The organism is Campylobacter concisus (genome assembly GCF_902460705.1).
GTDB lineage: Bacteria > Campylobacterota > Campylobacteria > Campylobacterales > Campylobacteraceae > Campylobacter_A > Campylobacter_A concisus_Z.
Map to the genome: position 1 here is coordinate 222506 of NZ_CABPUP010000004.1, position 24170 is coordinate 246675.

Consider the following 24170-nt stretch of genomic DNA (forward strand, 5'->3'; position numbering starts at 1 on the left):
TAAGAAAACTCTCTAAAATTTTATATTTTTTGATAAATATTATTAAACAAAATAAAATAGTTATCTATTGTTTAAGCTTTCTTGTCCTATACTTTTAAACTTTATATTGAAAAATTTAGAAGAAAGAGCGAGTAATGCGTGAGATTTTGAAGAGAGATGGCACAAGACAAGAATTTGTAGCATATAAGATAGTAGATGCGATAAAAAAAGCATTTGCTAGCGAAAATTTAGCTTATGATGAGAAAGTTTTTACAAATGTTGTCCAAGATATCTTTCAAAAATCAAGCGCGATAACAGTCGAAGACATCCAAGATGCGATCGAAAAAGAGCTATTTAATAGCGGATATTTTGACGTTTTAAAAAGCTTTATGCTCTACCGCCACACGCATAAGCTTCAGCGTGAGCAAATTTTAGGCCTAAATGACGATACGACTTACATAAATTCAACTCAAACGATAAATGAGTATATAAACGGCACTGATTGGAGAATTTCTGCAAACTCAAACACAAGCTACTCAAATGCGGGACTCATCAATAATACCGCCGGTAAAGTCATAGCAAACTACTGGCTAGACGCTGTTTATAGCAAAGAAGAGGGCCTAGCTCACAGAAATGGCGACTACCATATCCACGACCTTGACTGCCTTACAGGATATTGTGCTGGCTGGAGCCTAAGAGCTTTACTAAACGAGGGCTTTAACGGCGTTCGTGGCAGAGTTGAGAGCAAAGCTCCAAAGCATTTTAGAGAAGCACTTTATCAAATGGCAAATTTCTTAGGAATTTTGCAAAGCGAGTGGGCCGGCGCTCAGGCGTTTTCTAGCTTTGACACCTATCTTGCGCCTTACGTTTTTAAAGATGATCTAAGTGACGCTGAGATCAAAAAGGCGATCACTAGCTTTATTTTTAACTTAAATGTGCCTGCACGCTGGGGACAAAGTCCATTTACAAACGTAACAATAGACATCACTTGCCCAAGCGACCTAAGAGATCAGATCCCAACGAGTGATGATATACACCTTTTTACAAACGTAAAAGACGAGAAAATTTTGAAAAAAGCAAATGAGCGTGGCAGAAAAAATTTGATTGATATGACCTACAAGGACTTCGAGCCTGAGATGGCACGCATAGATAAGGCATTTTACGAGGTTTTAACAGCTGGCGACAAATGCTCGCAGCCTTTTACATTTCCGATACCAACGGTAAATATCACAGAGGATTTTGACTGGGATAGCGAAGTGGCGGATGTACTCTTTGAAAATACCGCCAAAATGGGCTCAAGCTACTTTCAAAATTTTATCGGCTCACAATACACTTATGACGAAAATGGCAATAAGATAGAAAACGAAAAAGCCTACAAACCAGGACATGTCCGCTCTATGTGCTGCCGTTTGCAGCTTGATCTAAGAGAGCTTTTAAAACGAGGCGGCGGTCTTTTTGGCAGTGCTGAGATGACAGGCTCAATCGGCGTCGTCACTATAAATTTAGCTCGCCTAGGCTACAACTTCAAAGGCGATAAAGTCGCACTTTATAACAGGCTAAGCTATCTTTTGGAGCTTGCTAAATCGACACTTGAAAAGAAGCGTAAATTTATACAAGAGATGTATGACAGAGGGCTTTATCCTTATACGGCTAGATATCTAAAGCACTTTAACAACCACTTTAGCACGATCGGTATAAATGGTATGAACGAGCTTCTTAGAAATTTTACAAATGATAAGGAGAATATCTCAACAAAATTTGGACGCGATTTTGCTATTGAGATGGTTGAGTTTTTACGCGATAAGATAAGGACATTTCAAGAAGAGACTGGAAATTTATACAACCTTGAGGCGACTCCAGCTGAAGGCACAACGTACCGCTTTGCCAAAGAGGATAAAAAGCGCTATCCAGACATTATCCAAGCAGGTGGTGGGGAGAATATTTACTATACAAACTCAACCCAGCTTCCAGCAAATTTTACAGATGATGCTTACGAGGCACTTGATTTACAAGATGATCTTCAGACTTCATATACTGGCGGCACAGTATTTCACCTTTATATGAAAGAAAGGATCAGCTCACCTAAAGCTTGCAAGGAGCTTGTAAAGAGCATAATCTCAAATTATAAGCTTCCATATATCACGATAACGCCTGTATTTAGCGTTTGTTCAAAGCATGGATACATTGCTGGAGAGCATGAATTTTGTCCGCTTTGTGATGCAGAATTAATAGAAAAAGAAAAAAACAATTCCAAATAAGGAGAGGAAATGACAGAAAAAGAAATTTTAGAAAAAGTACAAGACAAACGCACAAAATGCGTAGTCTATACTCGTGTTATGGGTTATCATCGCCCAGTTGAGAGCTTTAACCTTGGTAAAAAAGGTGAGCATAAAGAGCGTATTAAATTTGATGAATACGCAAGTTGCTGCAAAAGATAATCACCGCAGCCAATAAAAATATAAACAACTCAAATAAAAAAGGCACAATCTTCTGTGCCTTTTAAATCTCAAAAGGTCCATAAATTTGCATAAAGTCTTTAGTATAACGCCATTTACTACGCTTGATTATCCAGATAAAGTGGCTGCGGTAGTTTGGTTTGCAGGCTGTAATATGCGATGCGTGTATTGCTACAATATAGAAGTTGTAAATTCAAATGGCAATATAGAAATGGATGAGGTTTGTAACTTTTTAGATCGCCGTATAGGTAAGCTAAATGGTATCGTTTTTAGCGGTGGCGAATGCACGGCAAATCCTTTGTTTTTAAAACTTGCAAAAGAGGTTAAGTCAAGAAATTTTTGCCTAAAAGTTGATACAAATGGCTCTCATATTGAGATTTTAAAAGAGGCGATAGGCAAAGGGCTGATTGACTATATCGCGCTTGATTTTAAAGCGCCAAAAGAGAAATTTGCTGGCGTAACTGGCTCAAATTTATATGAAAAATTTATTAGCACGCTAAAGTATCTGCTTGAGATAAATTTTGATTTTGAAGTAAGAACAACCGTGCATGCAGATTTTTTAGATGAAGCAGATATTTCTTTGATGTCTGAAATTCTTTATGACCTTGGATATAGAGGCAATTATTATTTGCAAAAATTCCTTAGCACAGGTGAAAATTTTGGAAATTTAGTTGATGCTAAAAGTAGCTTTGATCCAAAAAAAATCATCTCGAAACTTCCTATCAAACTAAGAAACTTTTAAATTTCTACTCATTATTTTTAACAAAAATTTTTGCTTTGCAAAACTATAATCATTAAAACTAATAAGGAGAAAATATGCAAAATTTTAGCTTTTTAAACCCTACAAGAATAGAATTTGGCAAAGACAAAGAGCAAAATATCGGCAGATACATGAAAGAATTTGGCGTTAAAAAGACGCTTATCATCTATGGCAGCGATAGGATCATAAAAAATGGCCTTTTTGATGTCGCAGCAAAGAGTCTAAGTGCAAATGGTATCGAGTTTTGCAAGATCGGTGGTGTGAAGTCAAATCCAGTTCTAGGCAAGGTAAATGAGGCTATAAATTTAGCTAAAAAGCAAGGTGTCGATAGCGTGCTAGCCATAGGCGGTGGCTCAGTGCTTGACACGGCAAAGGCTGTGGCTGCTGGAGCTAAATATAACGGCGACGTTTGGGACTTTTTTACCGGTAAAGATCCAGGCGAAGCGCTTATGATCTTTGACATCATAACGCTTGCAGCAACTGGCTCAGAGATGAACGGCGGCTCAGTCGTCACAAACGAAGCCACAAAACAGAAATTTGCCATGCACGGAGCATGTCTTTACCCAAAGGTTTCAGTTATAAACCCACTTCTTCAAGCAAGCGTTAGCAAGGAGTACTTGGTCTATTCAGCCTCAGACATCATCGCTCACAGCATCGAGGGCTACTTTACGGCGAGCATCCAGCCTGAGATCATAAATTTATACATCGAAGCAAATATAAAAACCGTTATAAAAACGACAGAAATTTTACTAAAAGAGCCAGAAAACTACGACGCTAGAGGCGAGTTTGCCTGGGCTGCTACGATGGCGCTAAATGGCTTAACTTACGTTGGCACTGCTGGCTACTCATATCCAAATCACATGATCGAGCACGCCATAGGTGCGGTGGTTGATTGCGCGCACGGGGCTGGACTAAGTGTGGTTATGCCAGCTTGGATGAAGTGGTATAAGAGTAGAAATTTAAAGGCATTTAAGCGCTTTGGCAAAGAAATTTTTGGCGTGGATGACGCAGACGAGGCTATTAAAAAGCTAAAAGAGTGGTTTAGCAAGATCGGCACGCCAACAAGCCTTATAGAAATCGGCGTTGATGAGACAAATTTAGACGAGATTATGGCTTTGGTTTATGACTACGCCAAGGGTAGGGGCTTGGAGCAAATTTATACAAAAGAGGCCATAAGTGAAATTTTTGCCTTAGCGAGATAGAATTTATCTAAATTTTACAAAGGAAAGATATGAAAAAGATCGCCCTTATAGCTGGAGCTAGCGGTGCCGTGGGAAGCAAAATTTTAAAAAATTTATGCGAGAGTGAGCATTATAGTAAGGTTATCGCCCTTGCTAGGCATGAACTAGAATTTACTCACGAAAAGCTTGAAGTAAAGATAGTAAATTTTGACGAGCTAAAAGATGAGGTGCCATTTATCGCTGATGATGTATTTTGCGCGCTTGGCACGACGATGAAAGTGGCAAAGCACAAAGAGCAGTTTTATAAAGTCGATGTGACCTATCCGCTAAATTTTGCGAAATTTGGCTTGGAGTGCGGGGCAAAACGCTTTGTTTTACTCTCAGCCGCAGGTGCTAGCAGAAAGTCAGGCTCGTTTTACCTAAAGGCAAAAGGTCAAGCAGAAGCAAAGATAAAAGAGCTTGGATATAACTCATTTCACGTCGCTAGGCTGCCACTTATCGAGGCTGAGAGAAAGGACTTTAGGCTTGGTGAGTATCTGGCGATAAAGGCGTTTAAATTTATCCCAAAAGGCTTTTTTGACGAGTATCGTCCGATGAGAGCGGCTGATATCGCTAAAGTGATCGTGCAAGTAGCGCAAGATGACCACAGCGAGGGCGTGAAAATTTATAGTCCGATGGAGTACGCGAAGTGAAAAGATACATCGCCATTACCGGAGCAAGCTCAGGCATAGGAGCGGCTGCGGCAATGGCATTTGCAAGGCGCGGGGAGAATTTGATCCTTATTGCAAGACGCGGCGAGCTTTTAGAGGAGCTAAAAAGCGAGATAGCTAAATTTTCGGGTGTTGATGTCGTTATAGAGATTTGTGATCTCTCAAAGCAAGAAAATGCCATATCCCTTTGGCGTAATTTAGAAAAATATGAGCTAAAAGCGCTTATAAACAACGCTGGTTTTGGTGACTACAACAAGGTCGGCGAGCAAAATTTAGAAAAAATCACGCAGATGATAAATTTAAACATCATCTCACTTGTCACGCTCTCAACGCTTTTTACTAAAAAATACAAAGACAAAGATACGCAGCTTATAAACATCTCTTCAATAGGCGGCTACAAGATCGTGCCAAACGCCGTCACATACTGCGCTAGCAAATTTTTCGTAAGTACCTTTAGCGAGGGGCTTTACCACGAGCTAGCACAGGACAAGCAGGCAAAGATGCAAGCAAAAGTATTAGCTCCAGCTGCCACAAAAACAGAATTTGGCATGGTAGCAACTAGCAAAGAGAGCTACGACTACAACAAAGCGTTTAAAAAGTATCACACGAGCGAGCAGATGGCGGAGTTTTTGCTTCGACTTTATGATAGCCATTACTGCGTTGGCGCGGTGGATAGAGATAGCTTTGAGTTTAGCCTAAGTAAGCCAAAATTTGACTACGCTATCAAATACGAGCCAAAAGATAACTAGGCGCTAAAGCCCTGGTAGCCTACGCCAAGGCTGGTAAAGCAAAAAGTAGGACAAAATAAAAAGGCAGATCATGAAATGCGTTAGAGTTGCTATTTTAGGGGTTTGTTTAGTAGGTGCTTGCTTTGGGGGCGAGCTTAAATTTGATGAGAGTAAATTTGAGCTAAAAAGCGTGCAAGTTGGCGAGAGAACGCTTAAATTTAGAGCCTATGAGGGCATAGTCTATGTGGCAAAGCCAACGAGCGACTATGAGGTCTTAAATTTCTACGTGCCAGAGGGTAAATTTGACGATAAAACTACGGCTATTTTTATGCCAAACGCTATCGGTGGCTACATGCCAGCCAAACCACAAAAGCCAGAAATTAAAAACGAAAAGCCAAATGCCACTCTTGAAGCTTTGCTTAGAGGATACGTCGTGGCTAGCGTTGGCGCTAGGGGCAGGACGCTAAAAGATAATGAAAAATTTATCGGCAAAGCCCCAGCTGCGATAGTCGATCTAAAAGCGGCCGTTAGATACCTAAAATTTAACGATAAATTTATGCCAGGCGACGCAAATAAGATCATCTCAAACGGCACGAGCGCAGGCGGGGCGATGTCGGCACTGCTTGGCACTAGCGCAAACGCAAAAGATTATGAGCCATATCTTAAAGAGCTAGGCGCTGCAAAGGCGGACGATCAAATTTATGCCGTCTCAGCCTACTGCCCTGTTACAAATTTAGATCATGAGGACGAGGCGTATGAGTGGATGTTTGGGGATTTGGATAAATTTGAAAGGATAGACTTTGCAAGCCTTGACGCGGCTAGCTTTAACGACAGGAGCAAAAAGCCAAAGATAATAGTAGGCGAGCTAAACGCCACGCAAAAAGAGCTCTCACGTGAGCTAAAGAGTAAATTTCCAGCCTATCTAAACTCGCTAAATTTAAAAGACGCCAAAGGCCACGCACTAAGCCTTGATGAAAATGGCGAGGGCAGCTTCAAGGAGTATATAAACGCCCTCATCTCAAAGGCATTTACCGCTACAAAAAGCAGCGATAAAAGCACGCTTACGCCTAAATTTATAACTCTTGACACGCAGGGCTGCGAGCTTGGATATACGTTTAAGCTAGAAGACTTCATCGCCTCGCTAAAACGTGCCAAAGCAGTAGTCGCCTTTGACGGCCTAGCTCTTGAAAATGCTGAAAACGACCTTTTTGGCGACAGCAAAACGCCAGCAAAGCACTTTACTAAATTTGCAAAAGAGCGTAGTGTGGGCGAGATGGCGGAGGCTAGCGTCATAAAGATGATGAATGCGATGAACTACACCGCAAACAAAGAGGCGGCGAAATTTTACCGCATAAGACAGGGCACAAACGATACCGATCTAGCCCTCGCTGTGCCTGCTATACTCGCACTCTCACTTAAAAATGCTGGCAAAGAGGTTGATTTTGAAGCGGTCTGGGGACAAGGACATGGCGGCGACTACGATCTTTATGAGCTTTTTGCTTGGATAAAAAGAGTGGAGAATAGATAAATTTAAGGAGTTTTGATGTTTAAAAAGCTATTTTTACTAGCGGTTTTGGCGGCTTTTGCCTTTGGGACGGAGGCGAAAGTGAGCTTATATAAGCTGCTTTCAACGCCAAATAACAAGAGCTTGCTAAAGCGGCTTGGCAGGGAAAATATCCTTAGCTCAAAGAGCGAGCCTGACATGCAGGCTATATTTTTTGCGAGCGCAAAGAGCAAGCCAGAGCTGTTTTACCTGTTTGAGTTTTACAAGGATGAGGTGGCTTATAAAAAACACGTAGCCTCAGCGCACTACAAGAAATTTGCAAGTACGAGCGCTGAAATTTTAGCTAGCAAAAAGGCTATCAGCCTGAAAAAACGGGCTGCGTTTTCTAAAAATTTAACGCCAGAGAGGCTAAAAGATGCCTATTTTCACATGATAAATTTAAGCCTAAAAGCAAAAAGCGATGCGAAATTTGAAAAGATCATCAAAAAATATATGCAAAAAAGCATCGATGATGGCGCTTACGCGCAATTTGCCTTTAGCCAAAAGGATGCGCCTAGCAAATGGATCTTGGTTGAAATTTACAAAGATGAAGCTGGCTTTGAGAGCTACCGCCACAGTGAAAACTACAAGGCTTACGCCAAAGAGCGAGCCGGGCTGATAGATGAATTTGACGGCTTTGGTCTCAAAAACGAGACCTCATTTAGCAAGGTAAAATTTTAGGAGATGTATGAATAAAATTTCACTTTTTTGCGCACTGGCACTCATTGGCAGTACGGCTTTTGCCCTTGATAAGGTAGGATGCGAGAGCTTAAAAGATGCGAAAATTTTAAACAACGAGATGATAGATGCGGTGTGGAATGAGAGTGGCGAAGTATCAGCCGATAAAATGTCTGCACTAACTGGCGGCAGTAAAAATAATATCAAAGTAAAGCCTCACTGCGTGGTGCATGGCAAACTCTATAAACGCACTGGAAGTGACGGCAAAGAGTATGCGATAGACTATGAGCTAAGGCTGCCAGAGCAATGGAATGAGAAATTTTTATTTCAAGGCGGGGGCGGTATGGACGGCTTTGTAGCGCTTGCTCTTGGCGCAGTGCCGATACGCACAAGCACAGCCACACCAGAGCTTCTTAGAGGTTACGCGGTCGTCACTACAAACTCAGGACAACCAAAACCAACGGCTGAGTTTGGGCTAGATCAGCAAGCAAGGCTAGACTACGCCTACCAGGCGATCGGCAAGGTAACGGACGCAGCTAAGCAAATTTTAGCTGCCGCATACGCCAAAAAGCCAAAGCATAGCTACTTCATGGGCTGCTCAAATGGCGGCAGGGCAGCGCTCATAGCAGCCCAGCGTTATCCGCTAGAATTTGATGGCGTCATCGCTGCAAACCCTGGCTTTAGGCTATCTCGCGCGGCGATCGCTCAGCAGTGGGATAACCAAGCCCTTATGAAGATAGCTCCGAAAAATGAAAAAGGCGAGAAAATTTTTGCAAATGCCCTAACTAAGGACGACCTTGAGAAGCTAAGCCACGCCGTACTAGAAAAATGTGACGCCTTAGACGGACTAAAGAATGGGATCATAAATGCTTGGGAGGCGTGCAAATTTGATCCAAAAAGTCTAAATTTAGATAAGCAAAAGATAGAGGCGATAGAGAAAATCTTTAACGGAGCCAAAAACAGCAAGGGCGAGCAAATTTATAGTGGCTGGTTTTACGACTCAGGCGTGAGCGCTGAGGGCTGGAGGCAGTGGAAGCTAGGCGACTCACAAAGCGTCAAGCCAAACGCTAGAAATATCACGCTTTCAAGCGGCTCGGTGAATTACTACTTTTTAACGCCCGCACAACCAAATTTTGACACGATAAATTTTGACTTTGACAAAGACACGCCAAAGACTTTCGAAACCGCAGCGATAAATGACGCTATCTCAACAAGCCTTAGCACATTTAGCGCAAATGGCGGTAAGCTAATCATAGTAACTGGCGTCTCAGACCCAGTTTTTTCGGCAAAAGATCAAAGGGACTGGTTTAAAAAGCTAGAGGCTGATAATGAAAATAGCCAAAATTTCGCGGCATTTTTTGCGCTACCTGGGATGAACCACTGCGGTGGCGGAAACGGCATAGATGACGTCGATCCTCTTAGTGCGCTTGAAGCGTGGCACGAAAAGGGCGAAGCGCCAAAGAGCATGCTAGCAAAAAGTAGGACCTACGCTGGCAAGGAATTTTTGGTGTGTGCGTATCCAAAGATGGCTACATACGTGGGTGGCGACACGAGCAAGGCAAGTAGCTTTGTTTGCAAGTAAATTTAAGGAGAGAAAATGAGTGAAATTTTAGTTGTATCAGGTCACACTGACCTTGAAAATTCTTTTGCAAATAAGATAATTTTGAGTGAGCTAAAAAAGCAGGTGCCAGAGGCTAAATTTGACATACTAAGTGAGCTTTATAAAAACTACGCTATCGATGTAAAAGCCGAGCAAGAAAAGCTAGTAAAGGCTGATGTTATCGTGCTTGTTTATCCATTTTTTTGGTACGGCGTGCCATCGCTTTTATAAAAGTGGTTTGAAGATGTGCTAGTTCATGGCTTCTCTCATGGTAGCAGCGGAGATAAGCTACGGGGTAAAAAGCTGGTACTTTCATTCACTTCTGGCTCGCCTGAGGAGCTTTATAAAAAAGAGGCGCTTCAGCGCTACGAGATAGAAGAATTTTTGCCGGTCACTTAAGGCGTTAGCAAATATGTGTGGCATGGAGTTTGCAGGATATGTTTATAGCGGAGGGCTATCATATCAGAGCAGGCATGATGAGGCAAAGCTTGCTTTGATGAGGCAAAAGGCGCTCGATCACGCAAAAAGGTTAGGGGAGCTGATAGGCAAAATTTCATGATACCAGCAAAATTTTATAAATATGTTTTTGCGTTTATAATGTCGGCATTTATGGCGTTTTTTATGTCATTTGTGCTGACATATTTAAATCTTGGCTTTGTTGATGGCTTTGTAAAAATTTGGCTAACTGCTTATGTAAAAGCCTTTGTAGTGGCGTATCCTGTGCTTTTGCTAGTATCTCCATTTGTAACAAAACTCACACAAATTTTATGTAAAAAATAAAATAATAATATACGTTATCAATAAAAATTATTATTTACTTATTTTAATTATTTGGTTATAATCCAATCAAAATTTATCAAAATAGGAGTCAAAATGAGACAGTACGAAACATACAAATGCGAAAAATGCGGCAACGAGATCGAGGTGCAAAAGGTTGGCGGCGGTATACTAACCTGTTGCGGCGAAGAGATGAAGTGCGTGACTGAAAATTTAACAGCGGTAAATTTAATGAAGGCATTTGCTGGCGAGTCACAAGCTAGAAACAAGTACGAGCTTTACGGCGATCTAGCCAAAGAAGCAGGCTATCACGCGATAGCTAGACACTTTTACGAAGCAGCTGAAAACGAGAAATGGCACGCAAGGGCTGAGTTTAAGAAGTATCACGAGATGATGAACGATCCGATAGATAAGATGGATAAAAATTTACTTGACGCTGCAGCTGGTGAAAACTACGAGCATACGACGATGTATCCAGACTTTGCAAAGATCGCAAAAGAAGAAGAGCTAAGAGATGTTGAAAGGCTATTTAACGCGATCGGCAAGGTAGAGGTTGAGCATGAGAGGGAGTATCTAGAGCTTAAAAAGATGCTTGATGAAGAGGGCTTTTTTGAGAGCGATGAAGAAGATATCTGGGTTTGTGAGGTATGTGGACACGTTCATAGAGGCAAAAAAGCTCCAGGCGCTTGCCCACTTTGCAAAGCTCCAAAAGAGTATTTTAAACGCGAATTTCTAGGCTAAAAGCCAAAATAGTCAAGGTGTTTACCTTGACTATTAATTTAAGTTATAAAATATTATAAAAATGATACAATCCTTTCAAATTTTCACAAGGAGAAAGAGATGAAAAAATCACTTTTAGTTTTAGCTACTCTTGGCTTTGCACTAAGCCTAAACGCTGCAGATCTTACAGATACTTGCAAATCATACTTCTCAGACATTGATAAGTTGGTTGAAGCTTACAAACAAGCTGGACAAGAGCAACAAGTAAAAATTTATGAAGATCAAAAGAAACAATCAATGGAACAATTTGCTGCACTTCCAAAAGAGCAACAAGACGCTACTTGCAAACAAGCTAAAGAGATGTTTGCTCAAGTAATGGAACAAATGAAAAAACAAGGTCTTTTAAAATAAATTTTTTATGGCTAGTTTTTCTAGCCATATCCTAATCCTCTTTTTCTAATTCGTTATTTACACCGATCTCTTTTACTTCTATATCTTTTTGCTCATCTGGAGACAAGCGTTTAAAATTTTCAAGTCTACTAACAAGACCATCTCTACCACTAAAACTTGATGCAAGGGCGTTAAAATGTTTATTTGCAGTATTTAGTGTATTGCTAAGTCTATTCATATGCTCGGCCACATTGCGGACTTTATCATAAATTTTAATCGCACTCTTTACGATATTTTTGGCCTCTTCATTGCCACGCTCTATGCACCATAAATTTGCCACTGTGCGAAGAATAGGCATAAGCGTAGTGTGAGATACTAGTATTACGCGCTTTTGAAATGCGTAGTCAAAAAGGGAACTATCAAATTTCATAGCCTCGATATATGCTGGCTCAATTGGTATAAACATCAATACAAAATCAGGGCTATCAGGTACGATCTCGCCGTAATTTTTACTATTTAAACTATCTATGTGATTTTTCATAGAAGCAATATGCTCTTTCAATGCTAAATTTAGCTCCTCCTCATTGCTGGCTGTGATAGCCTTTTCGTAAGCTATAAGTGAGACTTTAGAATCAACTATTAGGTGTTTGCCATCTGGTATCTTTACTATAAAATCAGGAATAAGACGTTTGCCTTCTTCGTTCTTGAAATTTTGTTGTGTCAAGTAATGCTCATCTTTTACAAGTCCAGAAGCCTCAAATGTGCGTTCAAGCTGTATTTCACCCCAGTTTCCAAGTGTTTTATTGCTACCTTTTAGTGCAGTGGCTAGTGAGTTTGCCTCTTTTGACATTAAGATACCAATCTCACTTATGTGCTTAATCTGCGTTCCTAGCGCGCTCATGCCTTTAACTGATTCGTCGTGGACTGCATTTACGCGCTCTTGAAAGGTTGAAATTTGCTCCTTTAGTGGCTTTAGTAAAAGATCTAAAGAATTTTGGCTATTTTGTGTGAAATTTGCACTTTTTTCTTCAAATATTTTATTTGCAAGATTAGAAAATTCTAAATTTAACTCATTTTTTACTTTTAATAAATTTGCCTCTTGCTCTTTTAGGTTATTTTCTTTTGCTTCTATTTCATTTCTAAGCACAGCCATATCACGTTTTAATCTATTTTCTCTCTCACTTGCTTCAACTAAAGCATTTTTATTTTGATTTAGTTCCGCTAGTGCCGCATTAAAATTTGTTTCATTGTTTTTAGCTCGTTCATTTGCCGTTCCGATACTCTCTTTAAGCTCGTTTATTACACGCTCCATCGCATCTTCGGCTTCATCTTTTTGTGCTATTTTGGTTTTTAGCGCATCGATCTCGCCGATGAGCTCGTCTATTCGCTCGTGATTTGACATAAGCCTTGCTTTTTGCTCACTAATTAGCTGCAGATTTTCACTATTTTTAGATACTAAATTTGCTAAATTTGATGAAATTTCAAAATTTTCTTGCTCTTTTTGTACCAAATTTCTTTTTAGCTCGAGTTTGTCTCTATTAAATGAATAGATGACAAATATCGCAATCAAAAATAGTACTCCTAAAAATATGGCAGCATAAAAATAGAAATCTTGTTGCATTTAGTATCCTTAAAAAATGAAGAAATTTTAATATTTTTACAAAAGCAAAGAGGCTACTCCTTGCTTTTTTGGTAAATTTTACGCTTCTAATATCGCTCCGTTGCTTGCGTTTGTGACTAGCTTATAATGGTAGTTATTATTTAAATTTCAACATCTTTAAAATTCCATTATTGATTATCGCTAATTCAGATAAATTAGCGGCCAGGTTGCTTAGAAAAATATATTTATCGTCTGAAGTATAAAAACTTTCACTACATTTTTTTATGTAAAGTAATAAATTTAACAGCTCTTTTAAATCTACATATGTAGTTGTTTTTTCTACAAAGTCGTATCTTTTAAATTTAGCAATCGCTTTTTGTAATTCTTCAATACTTTTATCTATTTCTTTTTTGTTATTATGATAAATATCATGAAAAGTGGATATTTTACGTTTGACTACTTTACAATATTCATCTTTTTTTGATAAATCAAAATTTTCATAAAGACATTTTAGATGAAATTCAATTTCTTGTTCATTATAATTATTGTTTTTTAAATCCAAAGAGCTAGCACTTTGGATTATTCCTAATTTATCATACATAATATATTCGATTGGCTGCCACAAGATATCTTCTTTGTTGTTATTTACAAAAATTTCTGGAATTATATTAAGGTGATGTCTAAGTGCTATTTTATTTGTGTGATTGTTATTGCAGAAAATATCTGTGTATTTGCATATTTGATCTGTTACGCTACAAGCAGTAGACGAGATGTCTCTAAATACATTATCAAATTTAAAATAAGTTTGTATTATTAAATCCTGATACGGCTTTAGTTTTTGCTCGTCTTCTGATTGTTTTTTTAAATTTATATTTTCCATATGTAGTTTTTTATTAATAAAAATAGTATACAGGGCTGGAATTAGAGATGCAACTACGGAAACGCAAGATATAATATCAGATCTAGTAAAATTCTCTAAATTTAAATCCATATTTACGCCTCTAATATCGCCCCGTTGCTTGCGTTTGTGACAAGCTTTTGATACTGCCTTAGCCAGCGAGAGGTTAGCGCCTTATCGACTGGCTTAAATTCAGCTCTTCTCTTTGCGATCTCGGCTTCGCTTAAGCGAACGTTTATCTCGTATTTATCGACGTCTATATCGATGATGTCGCCATCTTTTAGTAAGCCTATCATGCCGCCCTCGGCTGCTTCTGGGCTTACGTGACCGATGCTTAGACCCCTTGTCGCCCCACTAAAGCGACCATCCGTGATGAGCGCTACGTCTGCGCCAAGTCCTCGTCCCATGATGAGAGAAGTAGGGCTTAGCATCTCTTGCATGCCAGGACCTCCGCGCGGGCCTTCGTAGCGGATGACGACGACGTCGCCTTTATCTACTTTACCGCTTGAAATGCCAGCTATCGCTTCATCTTGTGAGTTAAAGCAGACCGCTTTGCCGCTAAATTTACGCTCGCCAACTATACCAGCTGTCTTGATGACACAGCCTTGCTCGGCTAAATTTCCAAATAAAATGGCAAGTCCGCCAACCTGCGAATAGGCATTTTCCACTTTGTGGATGACGCTTTCGTCTTTGATGTCGCTGGTCTGTACGCGCTTGCCAAGAGTTTCGCCGCTAACTGTTAGGTTGTCTAGGTTTAGCATGCCGTTATCTCTGCGTGAAATTTCTTTTATCACCGCATTCATGCCGCCAGCCCTGCCGATATCCTCCATGTGTACATTTGGCAAGCTTGGGCTGATCTTTGCGATGTGGGCGATGTTTTGGCTGATCTTATTTAGCTCTTTTATGTCTAAATTTACGCCAGCCTCTCTTGAGATGGCTAGCATGTGAAGGACAGTGTTGCTACTACCACCCATCGCCATATCAACGACAAGTGCGTTGCGGATCGCCTTTTCATTAAGTATATTTCTTATCTTAAATTTCTCATCAAGGGCGATTTGGCAAATTCTACGAGCAGCCGCTCTGATGAGCTCCTCACGCTCTGGAGTAAGTGCTAAGATGGTGCCGTTACCAGAAAGCGCTATGCCCATCGCTTCGCAAAGCGTGTTCATAGAATTTGCCGTAAACATACCGCTACAGCTGCCACCGCTCGGACATGCGTTGCACTCGATATCTCTTAGCTCGGCCTCGTCTATCTCTTTGGTCTCAAATTTGCCAACCGCCTCAAACGCAGTCGCAAGGTCGATTGGCTTGCCATCTTTTGTGTAGCCTTTTTTCATAGGGCCACCGCTTACAAACACGGTCGGTACATTTACTCTTAAAGCGCCCATAACCATGCCAGGGACGATCTTGTCGCAGTTTGGCATACAAACAAGCGCATCAAGTGCATGAGCGTTCATCACGGTTTCTATCGAGTTTGCGATAATCTCGCGGCTAGGCAAGCTATATAGCATGCCACCATGACCCATCGCTATACCGTCATCCACGCCGATGCAGTTAAACTCAAATGGAATACAGCCATTTTTGCGAATTTCATCTTTTAAAATTTGTGCGTATTTGTTTAAGAAAAAGTGACCTGGAATGATCTCTATAAAGCTGTTTGCAACGCCGATAAATGGCTTGGCAAAGTCCTCGTCTTTTAGCCCAGTCGCACGTAAAAGTGATCGGTGTGGGGCTCTTGTGTAGCCTTTTTTGATTATATCGCTTCTCAAATTTGATCCTTTTTTAAAATTTGAGAGGATTTTATCACATATAAAGTATCAAAGATTTTAAAAAAAATTTTGCAAATTTAAAAATTTTTTTATTACATAAATAACACATTAAATTTTTAAAATTTATCCAAAAGGGATGAGCTAAATAGCTACGAAATTTCGGTAATTTTAATCAAAGCAGTATGCAAAATAATAACGTAAAAATATTATCAATGTGTTATAAATATTGATTTATAGGGCTTTATTGTACCTTGGTACAATTTACAAGACTTATGAAAATTTATACAATGCGATAAAATTTTTTAACAAGGATGAGAAAATGATCGCAAAAATAGAGGGCATAAAAGTGATGCCAATGCAAACTAAAATTTTAAATTCTGGCGCAAACTTTTATGAAAATAACTTCACAAATACAACTTTAATTTTTCCTTTTTACGCAAAGAAGTAAAACAACTTCTAATCTCCAAAACAAGAGCGATTAGTTTTTATTTTAAATTTAATTTATAGTTAAGAGAGTTTTATATGCAAAGTGAAAAAACAGAAATTTTACTTGATGAAGTGAATGAAACAATAGATTCGATATTTAGAACCTGTAATAAAAATGGTGGAACAAAGAAAGCTTTAGAAAATAGAAAGCTAAATAAAGAAATTTTAAAAGATAAATTTGCATCGATCTTTTTAAAATTTGACCAGATAGACGATGATAATTTTAAAAGCACAGTTCTTGCAAGTGATGAGACAAAAGAGCTAAGCGATATGGTAAAAGCATTTGAAACTGATAAAGATATAGACTTGCCAGAACTAGAGCGAGCGATAAATTTTAACCTTACTAGAATCAAAGAAGCAATCTATAAATTTCAAAACAACAACTAAAAGCTGGTGAGAGAAAAATCTCACACCAGATACTGCTAATAACTAAATACCTCCGGATCAATAACCATCGCCCTATAAGCAACATCGTCTCTTGAAGCAGAGTCCACGTCCATCTCAAATTTGATCTCATTTGTCTTTGGATCGATCTCTACTAAAACCATTTTGATAGTCTTGTCAGGACGGAGCAAATTTACATTCGAGCTTGAGATGAAGTAGGTATTTTTATCTTTTTGCCACTCGACATTACTAGTAACTGCGCTATAAAAGTCAAAGCCACGCTCTTTGCCAAACTGCCAAGTTTGTTCAACCGTGCCCTTTTTCTCATCTATCTTGTACTCAACCGCACGAGAGTATTTATCCTCTTTAAAGGCTGGCTGCTCCATGCCCCTTGCATCACCATTGTCAAATACGCTTAGGTGTTTTATACTGCCTTTGTTATCGTATCTTGGCGTTAGCCATGCAGTGTGCTGAGTCCATGACCAGTCAAATTCGCCCTCGCATTTTGAGTTTTCGCATTTTATCTTATTGCCTTTGCTATCGACTGGAGTTAGCACTTTGGCTTTAAATTCTTCACTCCAGCCCTCAGGTGAAGCTAGTATCCATTTTACTTTTTTATCGCGGCCGATTTTAACGATACCTTGGTGGCGAAGTGAGAGGATGATACTATCGTCGCTCTCATCATATGAGATAGAGTTTACGTGAGCCCAGTTTCTACCTGTGCCAGTAGAGGTGATGTCGCCAAATGGCTGATCGTCGCTTATCTTGATCTCTTTTGCGTCCATATCGATATTTAGGCAAACAGCTCTTGCGTCAAGCGCTTTTATAAGGTTGCTGCGGTAGACGTTGTTGCCAAAAATTTCATTTAGATCCCACTCTTCGACCACCTTACCGGTGCTATCGACCTCGATGATGTGGTCTCTTATGGTGTGAGAAATTTTGCCATCTTTGTGGTGGTAGTTGTATTTGCCAACTCTAAGAAGTGCGTGGTCGTCCTTTAATGGCATAACTTCATGGCTTAGATCGATGTAGCCTCTTGGAAGCGGGCGATTATAAATTTCTTTTCCCATAAGGTCATATCTTAGATATCTTTGAGCCATGCCAAAGCTGATATCGCCATTTTTTAGCTGATGAAAGCCCATCATCATGCCTCCATCCATCACTCTTCTCTCGCTGCGGTCGTAAAATTTCTGATAGTCAAGATACCATCTAACCTCACCCTTGGTATCTACGATGTAGTTTTCGGTAAAGTCATTCCAGCTAGCAGCTCCACCATTTTTCCAATCAAGCGGTTTATAGACACTTGTAATTGTATTATTTATGAGATAGAGCCTGTTTTTAAAGGCAGGATCGACCTTTTTTACGCGAGTCTTTTGCATGTGAGAAAATCTAAAATCACGGCTATATGTGACGATAGGCTGGGCATAAATTTTATATGTTTCTACCTTTTTAGCTCCATTAAATGTGTAGCTAACGATGACCTCGTTTAGATAGTCAGGGTAAAGTCCCCAAATAGGCACACCATCATGCGTAAGCAGGGCATGCTCTGAGACGTTGTAGTCGATGTCGATACCGCCATCTGGCTTGCCTTTTACTTTGACGTGGATATCTTTGATGTCTTTGCCAGCTCTATCGATGATAGCAGTTAGAGGTGATACGTCATATGGATTTATAAAGACTGATCCAAGCTCACCTTGAACCTTTACGTGATGAGCCAGGACTCCAGCCTCTAGTGGCGTGATGCCTATACTAAGACCACTAACCAAAACAGCCGCAAGGGCAACAGAACCTAAGAAATTCTTGCTCATTTTTGCTCCTTTAATAAAATTTAATGATATCTTACTACCCAAATTTCACACAGAACTAACGCTTATATGAAAAGTGGCTTAAATAAATTTATAAAGAAGTCGTTTTAAAGAGTAAAAATAAAAAGAAGAATTTAGGAGCAAAAGCCCCTAAATTTTAGTTATTTGCGTCAAATTTCTTAAGAGAAAAAAGAACAAATTTATAGCTAGCAAATAGTGTCACTGGCCAAAGTATTAAAAAAATTCCTGCTTCTAACATCTATAATCCTTAGTATGCGTGATGATCGTTTTTGATCTCATCTTGTGTGATCTTCTTGCTATCTATCGCTCTCCAGACGACGATGATATAAGCAAGCACTACTGGCACTAGCAAGCTAACATAAGCCATAACGCCAAGTGTATAGTGGCTAGAGCTTGCGTTTTTGATAGTTAGCGAGCTAGCAAGGTCGCTAAATGACGGATAAAATGCAGTGCCATTTAGTCCAGTTATCAAAAATAGTGCAGTAACAGCAAGCGTAACGCCAACGCCGTAAGCAAAAATTCCACGTATGCTTTTTGTAAATGCCCCTTGGAAAATTCCAACAAGTACCAAAACAACGCCAATAAGAAGCAATATACCAACGATAGGCATCTCGATCAAATTTATAGCATATTTGTAAGGCATAAGGCTAACTACGCCGTTTGCGTCGTATGCAAAGCCATCTTTTGTAAGTATCCAAGCAAGAAATCCTAGGAAAAATGGCAAGAATAGCACGGTGTTGATAAGTAGCTGTTTTCTAGCATTTTGTATAAATTCGCCATCAGCGATGTTGTTCATAAGATATAAGCAGCCGCCTACGCGAGATAGGAAAAACATTGCTATGCCAAGTAAATACAAGTAAGGATTTGCCAAAGCTTCAAGACCGCGAAATGGAGTCTTCCACTCGACAAAATTGTGCTCATTTAGCACAAAGTCACTGCCGCTAAAAAATGTACTAACGGCCATGCCAATAAGAATAACACCAAGTGAGCCATTTATGAAAAGGAAAATTTCATAAGTTCTAGCGCCCAAGAAGTTATCAGGCTTTTTGCGGTACTCGTAGCTTACAGCCTGGACGATAAAGCAAAATAAAATAGCCAGCCAAACCCAGTAAGCGCCACCAAAGCTAGTAGCGTAAAATAGTGGAAACGCCGCAAAGCATGCACCACCAAACATAACAAGCGTTGTAAATGTAAGCTCCCATTTTCTACCGATAGAATTTATGAGCATATCTTTTTTAAGCTCGTCTTTGCCAAGGCTAAAGATTAGCGACTGCCCACCTTGAACAAACATCATAAAGACCAAAAGTCCGCCAAGAAGGCTAACTATAAACCACCAATAAATTTGTAAATTTTCTAAGCTTAAACTATGCATGGTCGTTAAATCCTATCTTTATTTGATTAAGCATGATTTTGATCTCAGCAATCAGCAAGACCGTAAATAAAACAGCAAATAATATAAATGAAATTTTGATATTTGAGTCTGCTAAATTCGTAGCTCCAACGCCAACGGTCATGAGATCTTGTATCACCCATGGCTGACGACCGACCTCTGCTACTATCCAGCCAGCTTCAGCCGCGATGTAGCCAAGCGGTATAGTAAAGAGGCAGATCCACAAAAACGCTCTTATGTTTTCAAATTTATATTTTCTTGAAAGATTTAGATAAAGAGTGATAGCAAAAAGAGCTATGAAGTAAGTGCCAAGTACGACCATAATATGGAAGCTATAAAATGTAAGCGCAACTGGTGGCACAGCTTCTTTTGCGTCTTTAAGATAGCCATATCCTAAGAAATTTAGGTTGCTCTCTAAATTTGAAAGCGAGCTTTTCATTAGGCTATCGTCATTTGCTTTTTTGGCTTCTTTGTAGTTTTTAAGAGCTTCGATAGCTACTTTACCCTTTGCCATCTTCTCTTCTACACTTATTAGATTGTGCTCGCTGTTGCCATAAAGTAGGTCGTTGATGCCTGGTGTAAATGAGTCAAGCTCTCTGTTTGCCATGATGCCAAGTGCGTAAGGCACCTTTATCTCAAGCAAAAATGGCTCGCTCTCGTCGCCAAGCTTTTTAGCTAGGTTTAAAATACCAGCAGCAACTAGACCAGCATTTTTCTCGCCCTTATAAAGTCCCTCCATGGCTGCTAGCTTCATAGGCTGCTTTTGAGCTACAAAATATGCGCTCTCATCGCCGCTAAGTAGCAAAAATGCCGATGTGATAAGGCCAAATGCGCTAGCAACCACGATACTTTTTTTAGCTAGCAAGATGTAGCGTTTTTTGATTAAAAACCAAGCAGAAATTCCTATCACAAAGATAGCCGAGATGGTGTAGCCACTAGTTACTGTGTGTAAAAATTTGCTAATGCCAAGAGGATTTAGCGCGACTTCAAAGAAATTTTCCATCTCCATTCTTGCAGTATCTGGGGTAAATTTCATGCCTATTGGATACTGCATCCAGCCATTTGCGATTAAGATCCAAAGCGCGCTTAAATTTGAACCAATCGCAACAAGCCAAGTTGAAAGCAGGTGAAATTTCTTGCTAACCTTTTCCCAGCCAAAAAACATAATGGCAAAAAATGTACTCTCCATAAAAAATGCGAGCAAGCCTTCAATCGCAAGAGGAGCGCCGAAAATATCGCCGACAAACCAGCTGTAATTCGCCCAGTTTGTACCAAACTCAAACTCCATGATGATACCAGTAGCCACACCGATAGCGAAATTTATACCAAAGAGCTTTAGCCAAAATTTCGTTATCTCAAGCCAGACTTTATCGCCAGTTTTGACATATATCGTCTCCATAATGGCGATGATAAAACTTAGCCCCAAAGTAAGTGGGACAAACAAAAAGTGGTAAATGGCAGTCAGCGCAAACTGAGCCCTAGACCAGTCAACAAAATCCATCTCAGACATTTTATTCCTTTATTAAATTACGAATTACAAATTCGCTTTTTTCTTCGTCGGTTTGAAATTTGGTATTTAGAGTCTCGTTAAAGATGAAGGCTTTTAAAATTCCAAACATGATGATAAGCTTTATTATTATGAGAAGCCATAATTTTTTGCCTATTTTCATGTTTTTAAAGCCCTCTATATATAAAGAGGCAATGATGTTTAGGTAGTTTTTTATCATAGTTCTTGAAGTCTATAACAAAAAGACTTAAAGAATAATTTTTAAAATTTATACGATTAATGCCTTACTAAATATTTAAGGGGTATAATCCGCAATTAAAAAATAAATAAATTTAAGGAAATTTAATGACAAAAGAGACGAAGTACATTTTTATCACAGGTGGTGTTTTAAGCTCACTTGGAAAAGGCATTGCAGCTGCGTCTATCGCGACTCTTTTAAAAAATTCCGGACTAAAAGTAAGTGTTTTAAAAGCTGACCCATATATCAACGTAGATCCAGGCACGATGAGCCCGTTAGAACACGGCGAAGTCTTTGTCACAGACGATGGTGCTGAAACAGATCTAGACCTTGGTCACTACGAGAGATTTTTAGATGAGAGCCTAAGCCAAGATAATAACTTCACAACAGGTAGAGTTTATAGCTCTGTTATAGAAAAAGAGCGCCGCGGCGACTACCTTGGAAAGACTATACAAGTGATCCCTCACATCGTTGGCGAGATCGTTGATCGCATCAAAAAAGCAGGCGAAGGTAAAGACGTACTAATCGTTGAGATCGGTGGAACTGTTGGCGACATCGAGGGCTTGCCATTTTTAGAGGCGATAAGAGCGCTAAGGGTGGAAGTTGGCAAAAAAAGAGCGCTAAATATCCACCTAACGCTTGTGCCATTTATTAAAGTGGCTGGCGAGCTAAAGACAAAGCCAACCCAGCATAGCGTGGGCGAGCTAAGACGTATAGGCATAACGCCAGATATTATCATCTGCAGATCTGAAATGCCACTAAACCGCGAGCTAAAAGATAAGATCGCAGCAAGCTGTGGTGTTGAAAAAAACTGCGTTATAGAGAGCTTAGACAGCGCAAGTATCTATCAAATTCCGCTTTCATTTTTAAAGCAAGACATACTAACTCCAATCGCTGAAAATTTAGGCTTTAGCGAGCTAAAACCAGACATGGCAAAGTGGGATAGCCTAGTAAAAAGGATAATCGCTCCAACAAATGAAACTACAATAGCATTTGTAGGTAAATATATCGATCTAAAAGAGAGCTACAAGAGCCTAACTGAGGGCATTATCCACGCTGGAGCAAATTTGGATGCTAGGGTAAATTTACGCTGGATAGATAGCGAAAAGATAGAAGAGAGTAATGTAAATGAGCTTTTAAAAGACGTTGATGGCATCTTGGTCGCTGGCGGCTTTGGCGAGAGGGGCGTTTTAGGCAAGATGCAGGCTATAAAATTTGCTCGTGAAAATAAGATCCCTTATCTTGGAATTTGCCTTGGTATGCAGCTAGCACTCATTGAGTTTGCAAGGGATGTTTTGGGCTTAGAGGATGCAAATTCTATGGAATTTGACAAAGAGTGTAAAAACCCTATCATCTATCTAATCGATAGCTTTATCGACGCTCACGGCAAAAAACAGATAAGAACGCACACAAGCCCGCTTGGCGGCACGATGAGGCTTGGAGCATATAACTGTGAGATAAAACCAAAGACACTTCTAGCTGAAATTTATGGCAATGCAAAAAGTGTCAAAGAGCGCCACCGCCACCGCTACGAGGCAAATCCAAAATACAAAGAAATTTTTGAGAAAAATGGTCTTTTAATAAGTGGCGAGAGCGATGGACTGATAGAGGCTATCGAGCTAAAAGGCCATCCGTGGTTTGTGGGTGTGCAGTGTCATCCTGAATTTACTAGCCGTCTAACTAAGCCAAATCCTGTGATATTAGGCTTCATAAAGGCAAGTTTAGAAAACGTCAAATCTTAAATTTAGAGCCATCTGGCTCTAAAAATTCTTTTAAAAATTTTGCTGTTTTATTCAATTATTTGCCAAATAAATCCCACTTCTTTCTATAAATTTTTAAGGAGAAAAATGAAAACTCTAATCATCTTAGCCCACCCTGACATCCAAAGCTCGGTCATAAACAAACGCCTGCTACAAGAGGCTCTCAAAGAGCCGCAGCGCTTTAGCGTTCATGATTTGACGCAGGTTTACGCAGGCGGCAACATCGACGCCGCACGCGAACAAGAGCTCATCAGAGCCCACGACGCCCTCGTTTTGCAGTTTCCGCTTCACAACTTCTCCTGCCCTCCGATTTTAAAATCATGGATCGACGCGGTGATGACGCATGGTTTTGCCTACGGACGCGGTTCAGACGGCATAGCGGGGCGCAAGGTAGCGCTAGCCGTGACCGCAGGCATCAAAAAGAGCGACTACTGCCCGCAAGGACGCTATCATTTTAGCTTGCGCGAGGTTCTTACGCCGTTTGAGCTTGCGTTTAAATACTATTTTCACGCCGATTACCGCGACTTTTTCGCATTTTACGGCGCCGAGGAGACTCCGGGCGTAGACTACGTATCAAGCGACAGCGAAATAGAACGCGGCGCCAGAGAATACGCAGAGTTTTTGAGAAATTTGGAATAAATTTTTATAAAAATGGTTTAAGCTTTATGGCATAAAGCATTTAAAAATTTATAAATTTAATTGTATAAAATTTTGCTAATACTTGCCGTTTTTAGTGTGCCAAATTTGTAAAGACTATCAATTTAACAAAGTTTTTAAGCTTGCCATTTGC

At 39.9% G+C, this 24170-nt stretch carries 22 protein-coding genes and 2 pseudogenes; 17 read left to right on the forward strand and 7 right to left on the reverse strand.

The features are described 5' to 3' along the window. The first annotated feature begins 134 nt into the window (after positions 1–134). From F3G75_RS07370 to F3G75_RS07430, 13 genes and pseudogenes are all read left to right on the forward strand, one after another. Positions 135–2417, forward strand: a pseudogene (locus F3G75_RS07370) (ribonucleoside triphosphate reductase). An 85-nt stretch (positions 2418–2502) separates the two neighbouring features. Continuing rightward, positions 2503–3177: an anaerobic ribonucleoside-triphosphate reductase activating protein gene (locus F3G75_RS07380; protein WP_149717098.1), complete on the forward strand. Its 675-nt coding sequence runs from the start codon at positions 2503–2505 to the stop codon at positions 3175–3177. 74 nt (positions 3178–3251) lie between these two features. Then, positions 3252–4397, forward strand: coding sequence for an iron-containing alcohol dehydrogenase (locus F3G75_RS07385; protein WP_149717099.1), 1146 nt, complete (start codon positions 3252–3254; stop codon positions 4395–4397). Positions 4398–4426: 29 nt separating this feature from the next. Beyond that, complete coding sequence (locus F3G75_RS07390) at positions 4427–5068, forward strand: NAD(P)H-binding protein (RefSeq protein ID WP_149717100.1); 642 nt, start codon at positions 4427–4429, stop codon at positions 5066–5068. Further along, complete coding sequence (locus F3G75_RS07395; protein ID WP_149717101.1) at positions 5065–5835, forward strand: SDR family NAD(P)-dependent oxidoreductase; 771 nt, start codon at positions 5065–5067, stop codon at positions 5833–5835. The genes F3G75_RS07390 and F3G75_RS07395 overlap by 4 nt, the downstream gene beginning before the upstream one ends. A gap of 70 nt (positions 5836–5905) precedes the next feature. Further along, positions 5906–7342, forward strand: coding sequence for a subtype B tannase (locus tag F3G75_RS07400; RefSeq protein WP_149717102.1), 1437 nt, complete (start codon positions 5906–5908; stop codon positions 7340–7342). Between the two features lie 15 nt (positions 7343–7357). Next, positions 7358–8038, forward strand: coding sequence for a putative quinol monooxygenase (locus tag F3G75_RS07405; RefSeq protein ID WP_149717103.1), 681 nt, complete (start codon positions 7358–7360; stop codon positions 8036–8038). Positions 8039–8045: 7 nt separating this feature from the next. Then, positions 8046–9617, forward strand: a complete 1572-nt coding sequence (locus tag F3G75_RS07410) for a tannase/feruloyl esterase family alpha/beta hydrolase (protein ID WP_149717104.1) — start codon at positions 8046–8048, stop codon at positions 9615–9617. Between the two features lie 15 nt (positions 9618–9632). Continuing rightward, positions 9633–10034 (forward strand): annotated as a pseudogene (locus tag F3G75_RS07415) (NAD(P)H-dependent oxidoreductase). A gap of 13 nt (positions 10035–10047) precedes the next feature. Then, positions 10048–10194, forward strand: coding sequence for a hypothetical protein (locus tag F3G75_RS09470; RefSeq protein WP_223154358.1), 147 nt, complete (start codon positions 10048–10050; stop codon positions 10192–10194). Continuing rightward, entirely contained in the window at positions 10191–10415 is a 225-nt protein-coding gene (locus F3G75_RS07420; protein WP_103577173.1) for a DUF2798 domain-containing protein, read from the forward strand. The genes F3G75_RS09470 and F3G75_RS07420 overlap by 4 nt, the downstream gene beginning before the upstream one ends. Before the next feature lie 93 nt (positions 10416–10508). Continuing rightward, positions 10509–11153, forward strand: a complete 645-nt coding sequence (locus tag F3G75_RS07425; RefSeq protein WP_107687027.1) for a ferritin family protein — start codon at positions 10509–10511, stop codon at positions 11151–11153. Positions 11154–11252: 99 nt separating this feature from the next. After that, positions 11253–11543 carry a DUF5339 domain-containing protein gene (locus F3G75_RS07430; protein WP_107687026.1) on the forward strand — a complete coding sequence of 97 codons (291 nt, stop codon included), beginning with the start codon at positions 11253–11255 and terminating at the stop codon, positions 11541–11543. 31 nt (positions 11544–11574) lie between these two features. Here the strand turns inward: F3G75_RS07430 and F3G75_RS07435 are convergent, their stop codons facing one another. From F3G75_RS07435 to ilvD, 3 genes are all read right to left on the reverse strand, one after another. After that, positions 11575–13143 carry a DNA recombination protein RmuC gene (locus F3G75_RS07435; protein ID WP_149717105.1) on the reverse strand — a complete coding sequence of 523 codons (1569 nt, stop codon included), beginning with the start codon at positions 13141–13143 and terminating at the stop codon, positions 11575–11577. Between the two features lie 136 nt (positions 13144–13279). Further along, positions 13280–14113, reverse strand: a complete 834-nt coding sequence (locus tag F3G75_RS07440) for a hypothetical protein (protein WP_149717106.1) — start codon at positions 14111–14113, stop codon at positions 13280–13282. Positions 14114–14115: 2 nt separating this feature from the next. Continuing rightward, positions 14116–15789 (reverse strand): dihydroxy-acid dehydratase, encoded by a 1674-nt coding sequence (gene ilvD, locus F3G75_RS07445; RefSeq protein ID WP_149717107.1) that lies wholly within the window; start codon positions 15787–15789, stop codon positions 14116–14118. Between the two features lie 319 nt (positions 15790–16108). On the opposite strand from ilvD, the gene F3G75_RS09525 reads away from it, so the two are divergent. After that, positions 16109–16237, forward strand: a complete 129-nt coding sequence (locus F3G75_RS09525) for a hypothetical protein (protein WP_262481485.1) — start codon at positions 16109–16111, stop codon at positions 16235–16237. 74 nt (positions 16238–16311) lie between these two features. Beyond that, complete coding sequence (locus F3G75_RS07450) at positions 16312–16662, forward strand: hypothetical protein (protein ID WP_149717108.1); 351 nt, start codon at positions 16312–16314, stop codon at positions 16660–16662. A 35-nt stretch (positions 16663–16697) separates the two neighbouring features. On the opposite strand, the gene F3G75_RS07455 is transcribed toward F3G75_RS07450, so the two are convergent. The 4 genes from F3G75_RS07455 to F3G75_RS07470 form a co-directional block, all read right to left on the reverse strand. Then, complete coding sequence (locus F3G75_RS07455) at positions 16698–18467, reverse strand: aryl-sulfate sulfotransferase (RefSeq protein WP_149717109.1); 1770 nt, start codon at positions 18465–18467, stop codon at positions 16698–16700. Between the two features lie 265 nt (positions 18468–18732). Continuing rightward, positions 18733–19857 carry a cytochrome d ubiquinol oxidase subunit II gene (locus F3G75_RS07460; protein ID WP_149717110.1) on the reverse strand — a complete coding sequence of 375 codons (1125 nt, stop codon included), beginning with the start codon at positions 19855–19857 and terminating at the stop codon, positions 18733–18735. Further along, positions 19850–21385: a cytochrome ubiquinol oxidase subunit I gene (locus F3G75_RS07465; RefSeq protein WP_149717111.1), complete on the reverse strand. Its 1536-nt coding sequence runs from the start codon at positions 21383–21385 to the stop codon at positions 19850–19852. The genes F3G75_RS07460 and F3G75_RS07465 overlap by 8 nt, the downstream gene beginning before the upstream one ends. A 1-nt stretch (position 21386) precedes the next feature. Then, positions 21387–21602 carry a DUF4492 domain-containing protein gene (locus tag F3G75_RS07470; RefSeq protein WP_021091886.1) on the reverse strand — a complete coding sequence of 72 codons (216 nt, stop codon included), beginning with the start codon at positions 21600–21602 and terminating at the stop codon, positions 21387–21389. Between the two features lie 125 nt (positions 21603–21727). Here F3G75_RS07470 and pyrG point away from each other — a divergent pair, with 125 nt between their 5' ends. Both pyrG and F3G75_RS07480 read left to right on the forward strand, forming a co-directional pair. Continuing rightward, positions 21728–23362 (forward strand): CTP synthase, encoded by a 1635-nt coding sequence (pyrG, locus tag F3G75_RS07475; RefSeq protein WP_149717112.1) that lies wholly within the window; start codon positions 21728–21730, stop codon positions 23360–23362. 39 nt (positions 23363–23401) lie between these two features. Beyond that, positions 23402–24019: an NAD(P)H-dependent oxidoreductase gene (locus F3G75_RS07480; RefSeq protein WP_223154455.1), complete on the forward strand. Its 618-nt coding sequence runs from the start codon at positions 23402–23404 to the stop codon at positions 24017–24019. Positions 24020–24170: the final 151 nt, after the last annotated feature.

What these genes read in the sequence shown, in the direction of transcription:
- F3G75_RS07385 (WP_149717099.1), top strand. Translation starts at nt 3,252, where the DNA reads ATGCAAAATTTTAGCTTTTTAAACCCTACAAGAATAGAATTTGGCAAA.
- F3G75_RS07390 (WP_149717100.1), top strand. Translation starts at nt 4,427, where the DNA reads ATGAAAAAGATCGCCCTTATAGCTGGAGCTAGCGGTGCCGTGGGAAGC.
- F3G75_RS07440 (WP_149717106.1), bottom strand. Translation starts at nt 14,113, where the DNA reads ATGGATTTAAATTTAGAGAATTTTACTAGATCTGATATTATATCTTGC.
- F3G75_RS07405 (WP_149717103.1), top strand. Translation starts at nt 7,358, where the DNA reads ATGTTTAAAAAGCTATTTTTACTAGCGGTTTTGGCGGCTTTTGCCTTT.
- F3G75_RS07410 (WP_149717104.1), top strand. Translation starts at nt 8,046, where the DNA reads ATGAATAAAATTTCACTTTTTTGCGCACTGGCACTCATTGGCAGTACG.
- F3G75_RS07430 (WP_107687026.1), top strand. Translation starts at nt 11,253, where the DNA reads ATGAAAAAATCACTTTTAGTTTTAGCTACTCTTGGCTTTGCACTAAGC.
- F3G75_RS07460 (WP_149717110.1), bottom strand. Translation starts at nt 19,857, where the DNA reads ATGCATAGTTTAAGCTTAGAAAATTTACAAATTTATTGGTGGTTTATA.
- F3G75_RS09470 (WP_223154358.1), top strand. Translation starts at nt 10,048, where the DNA reads ATGTGTGGCATGGAGTTTGCAGGATATGTTTATAGCGGAGGGCTATCA.
- F3G75_RS07450 (WP_149717108.1), top strand. Translation starts at nt 16,312, where the DNA reads ATGCAAAGTGAAAAAACAGAAATTTTACTTGATGAAGTGAATGAAACA.
- pyrG (WP_149717112.1), top strand. Translation starts at nt 21,728, where the DNA reads ATGACAAAAGAGACGAAGTACATTTTTATCACAGGTGGTGTTTTAAGC.
- F3G75_RS09525 (WP_262481485.1), top strand. Translation starts at nt 16,109, where the DNA reads ATGATCGCAAAAATAGAGGGCATAAAAGTGATGCCAATGCAAACTAAA.
- F3G75_RS07470 (WP_021091886.1), bottom strand. Translation starts at nt 21,602, where the DNA reads ATGATAAAAAACTACCTAAACATCATTGCCTCTTTATATATAGAGGGC.
- F3G75_RS07465 (WP_149717111.1), bottom strand. Translation starts at nt 21,385, where the DNA reads ATGTCTGAGATGGATTTTGTTGACTGGTCTAGGGCTCAGTTTGCGCTG.
- F3G75_RS07420 (WP_103577173.1), top strand. Translation starts at nt 10,191, where the DNA reads ATGATACCAGCAAAATTTTATAAATATGTTTTTGCGTTTATAATGTCG.
- F3G75_RS07435 (WP_149717105.1), bottom strand. Translation starts at nt 13,143, where the DNA reads ATGCAACAAGATTTCTATTTTTATGCTGCCATATTTTTAGGAGTACTA.
- F3G75_RS07400 (WP_149717102.1), top strand. Translation starts at nt 5,906, where the DNA reads ATGAAATGCGTTAGAGTTGCTATTTTAGGGGTTTGTTTAGTAGGTGCT.
- F3G75_RS07455 (WP_149717109.1), bottom strand. Translation starts at nt 18,467, where the DNA reads ATGAGCAAGAATTTCTTAGGTTCTGTTGCCCTTGCGGCTGTTTTGGTT.
- F3G75_RS07425 (WP_107687027.1), top strand. Translation starts at nt 10,509, where the DNA reads ATGAGACAGTACGAAACATACAAATGCGAAAAATGCGGCAACGAGATC.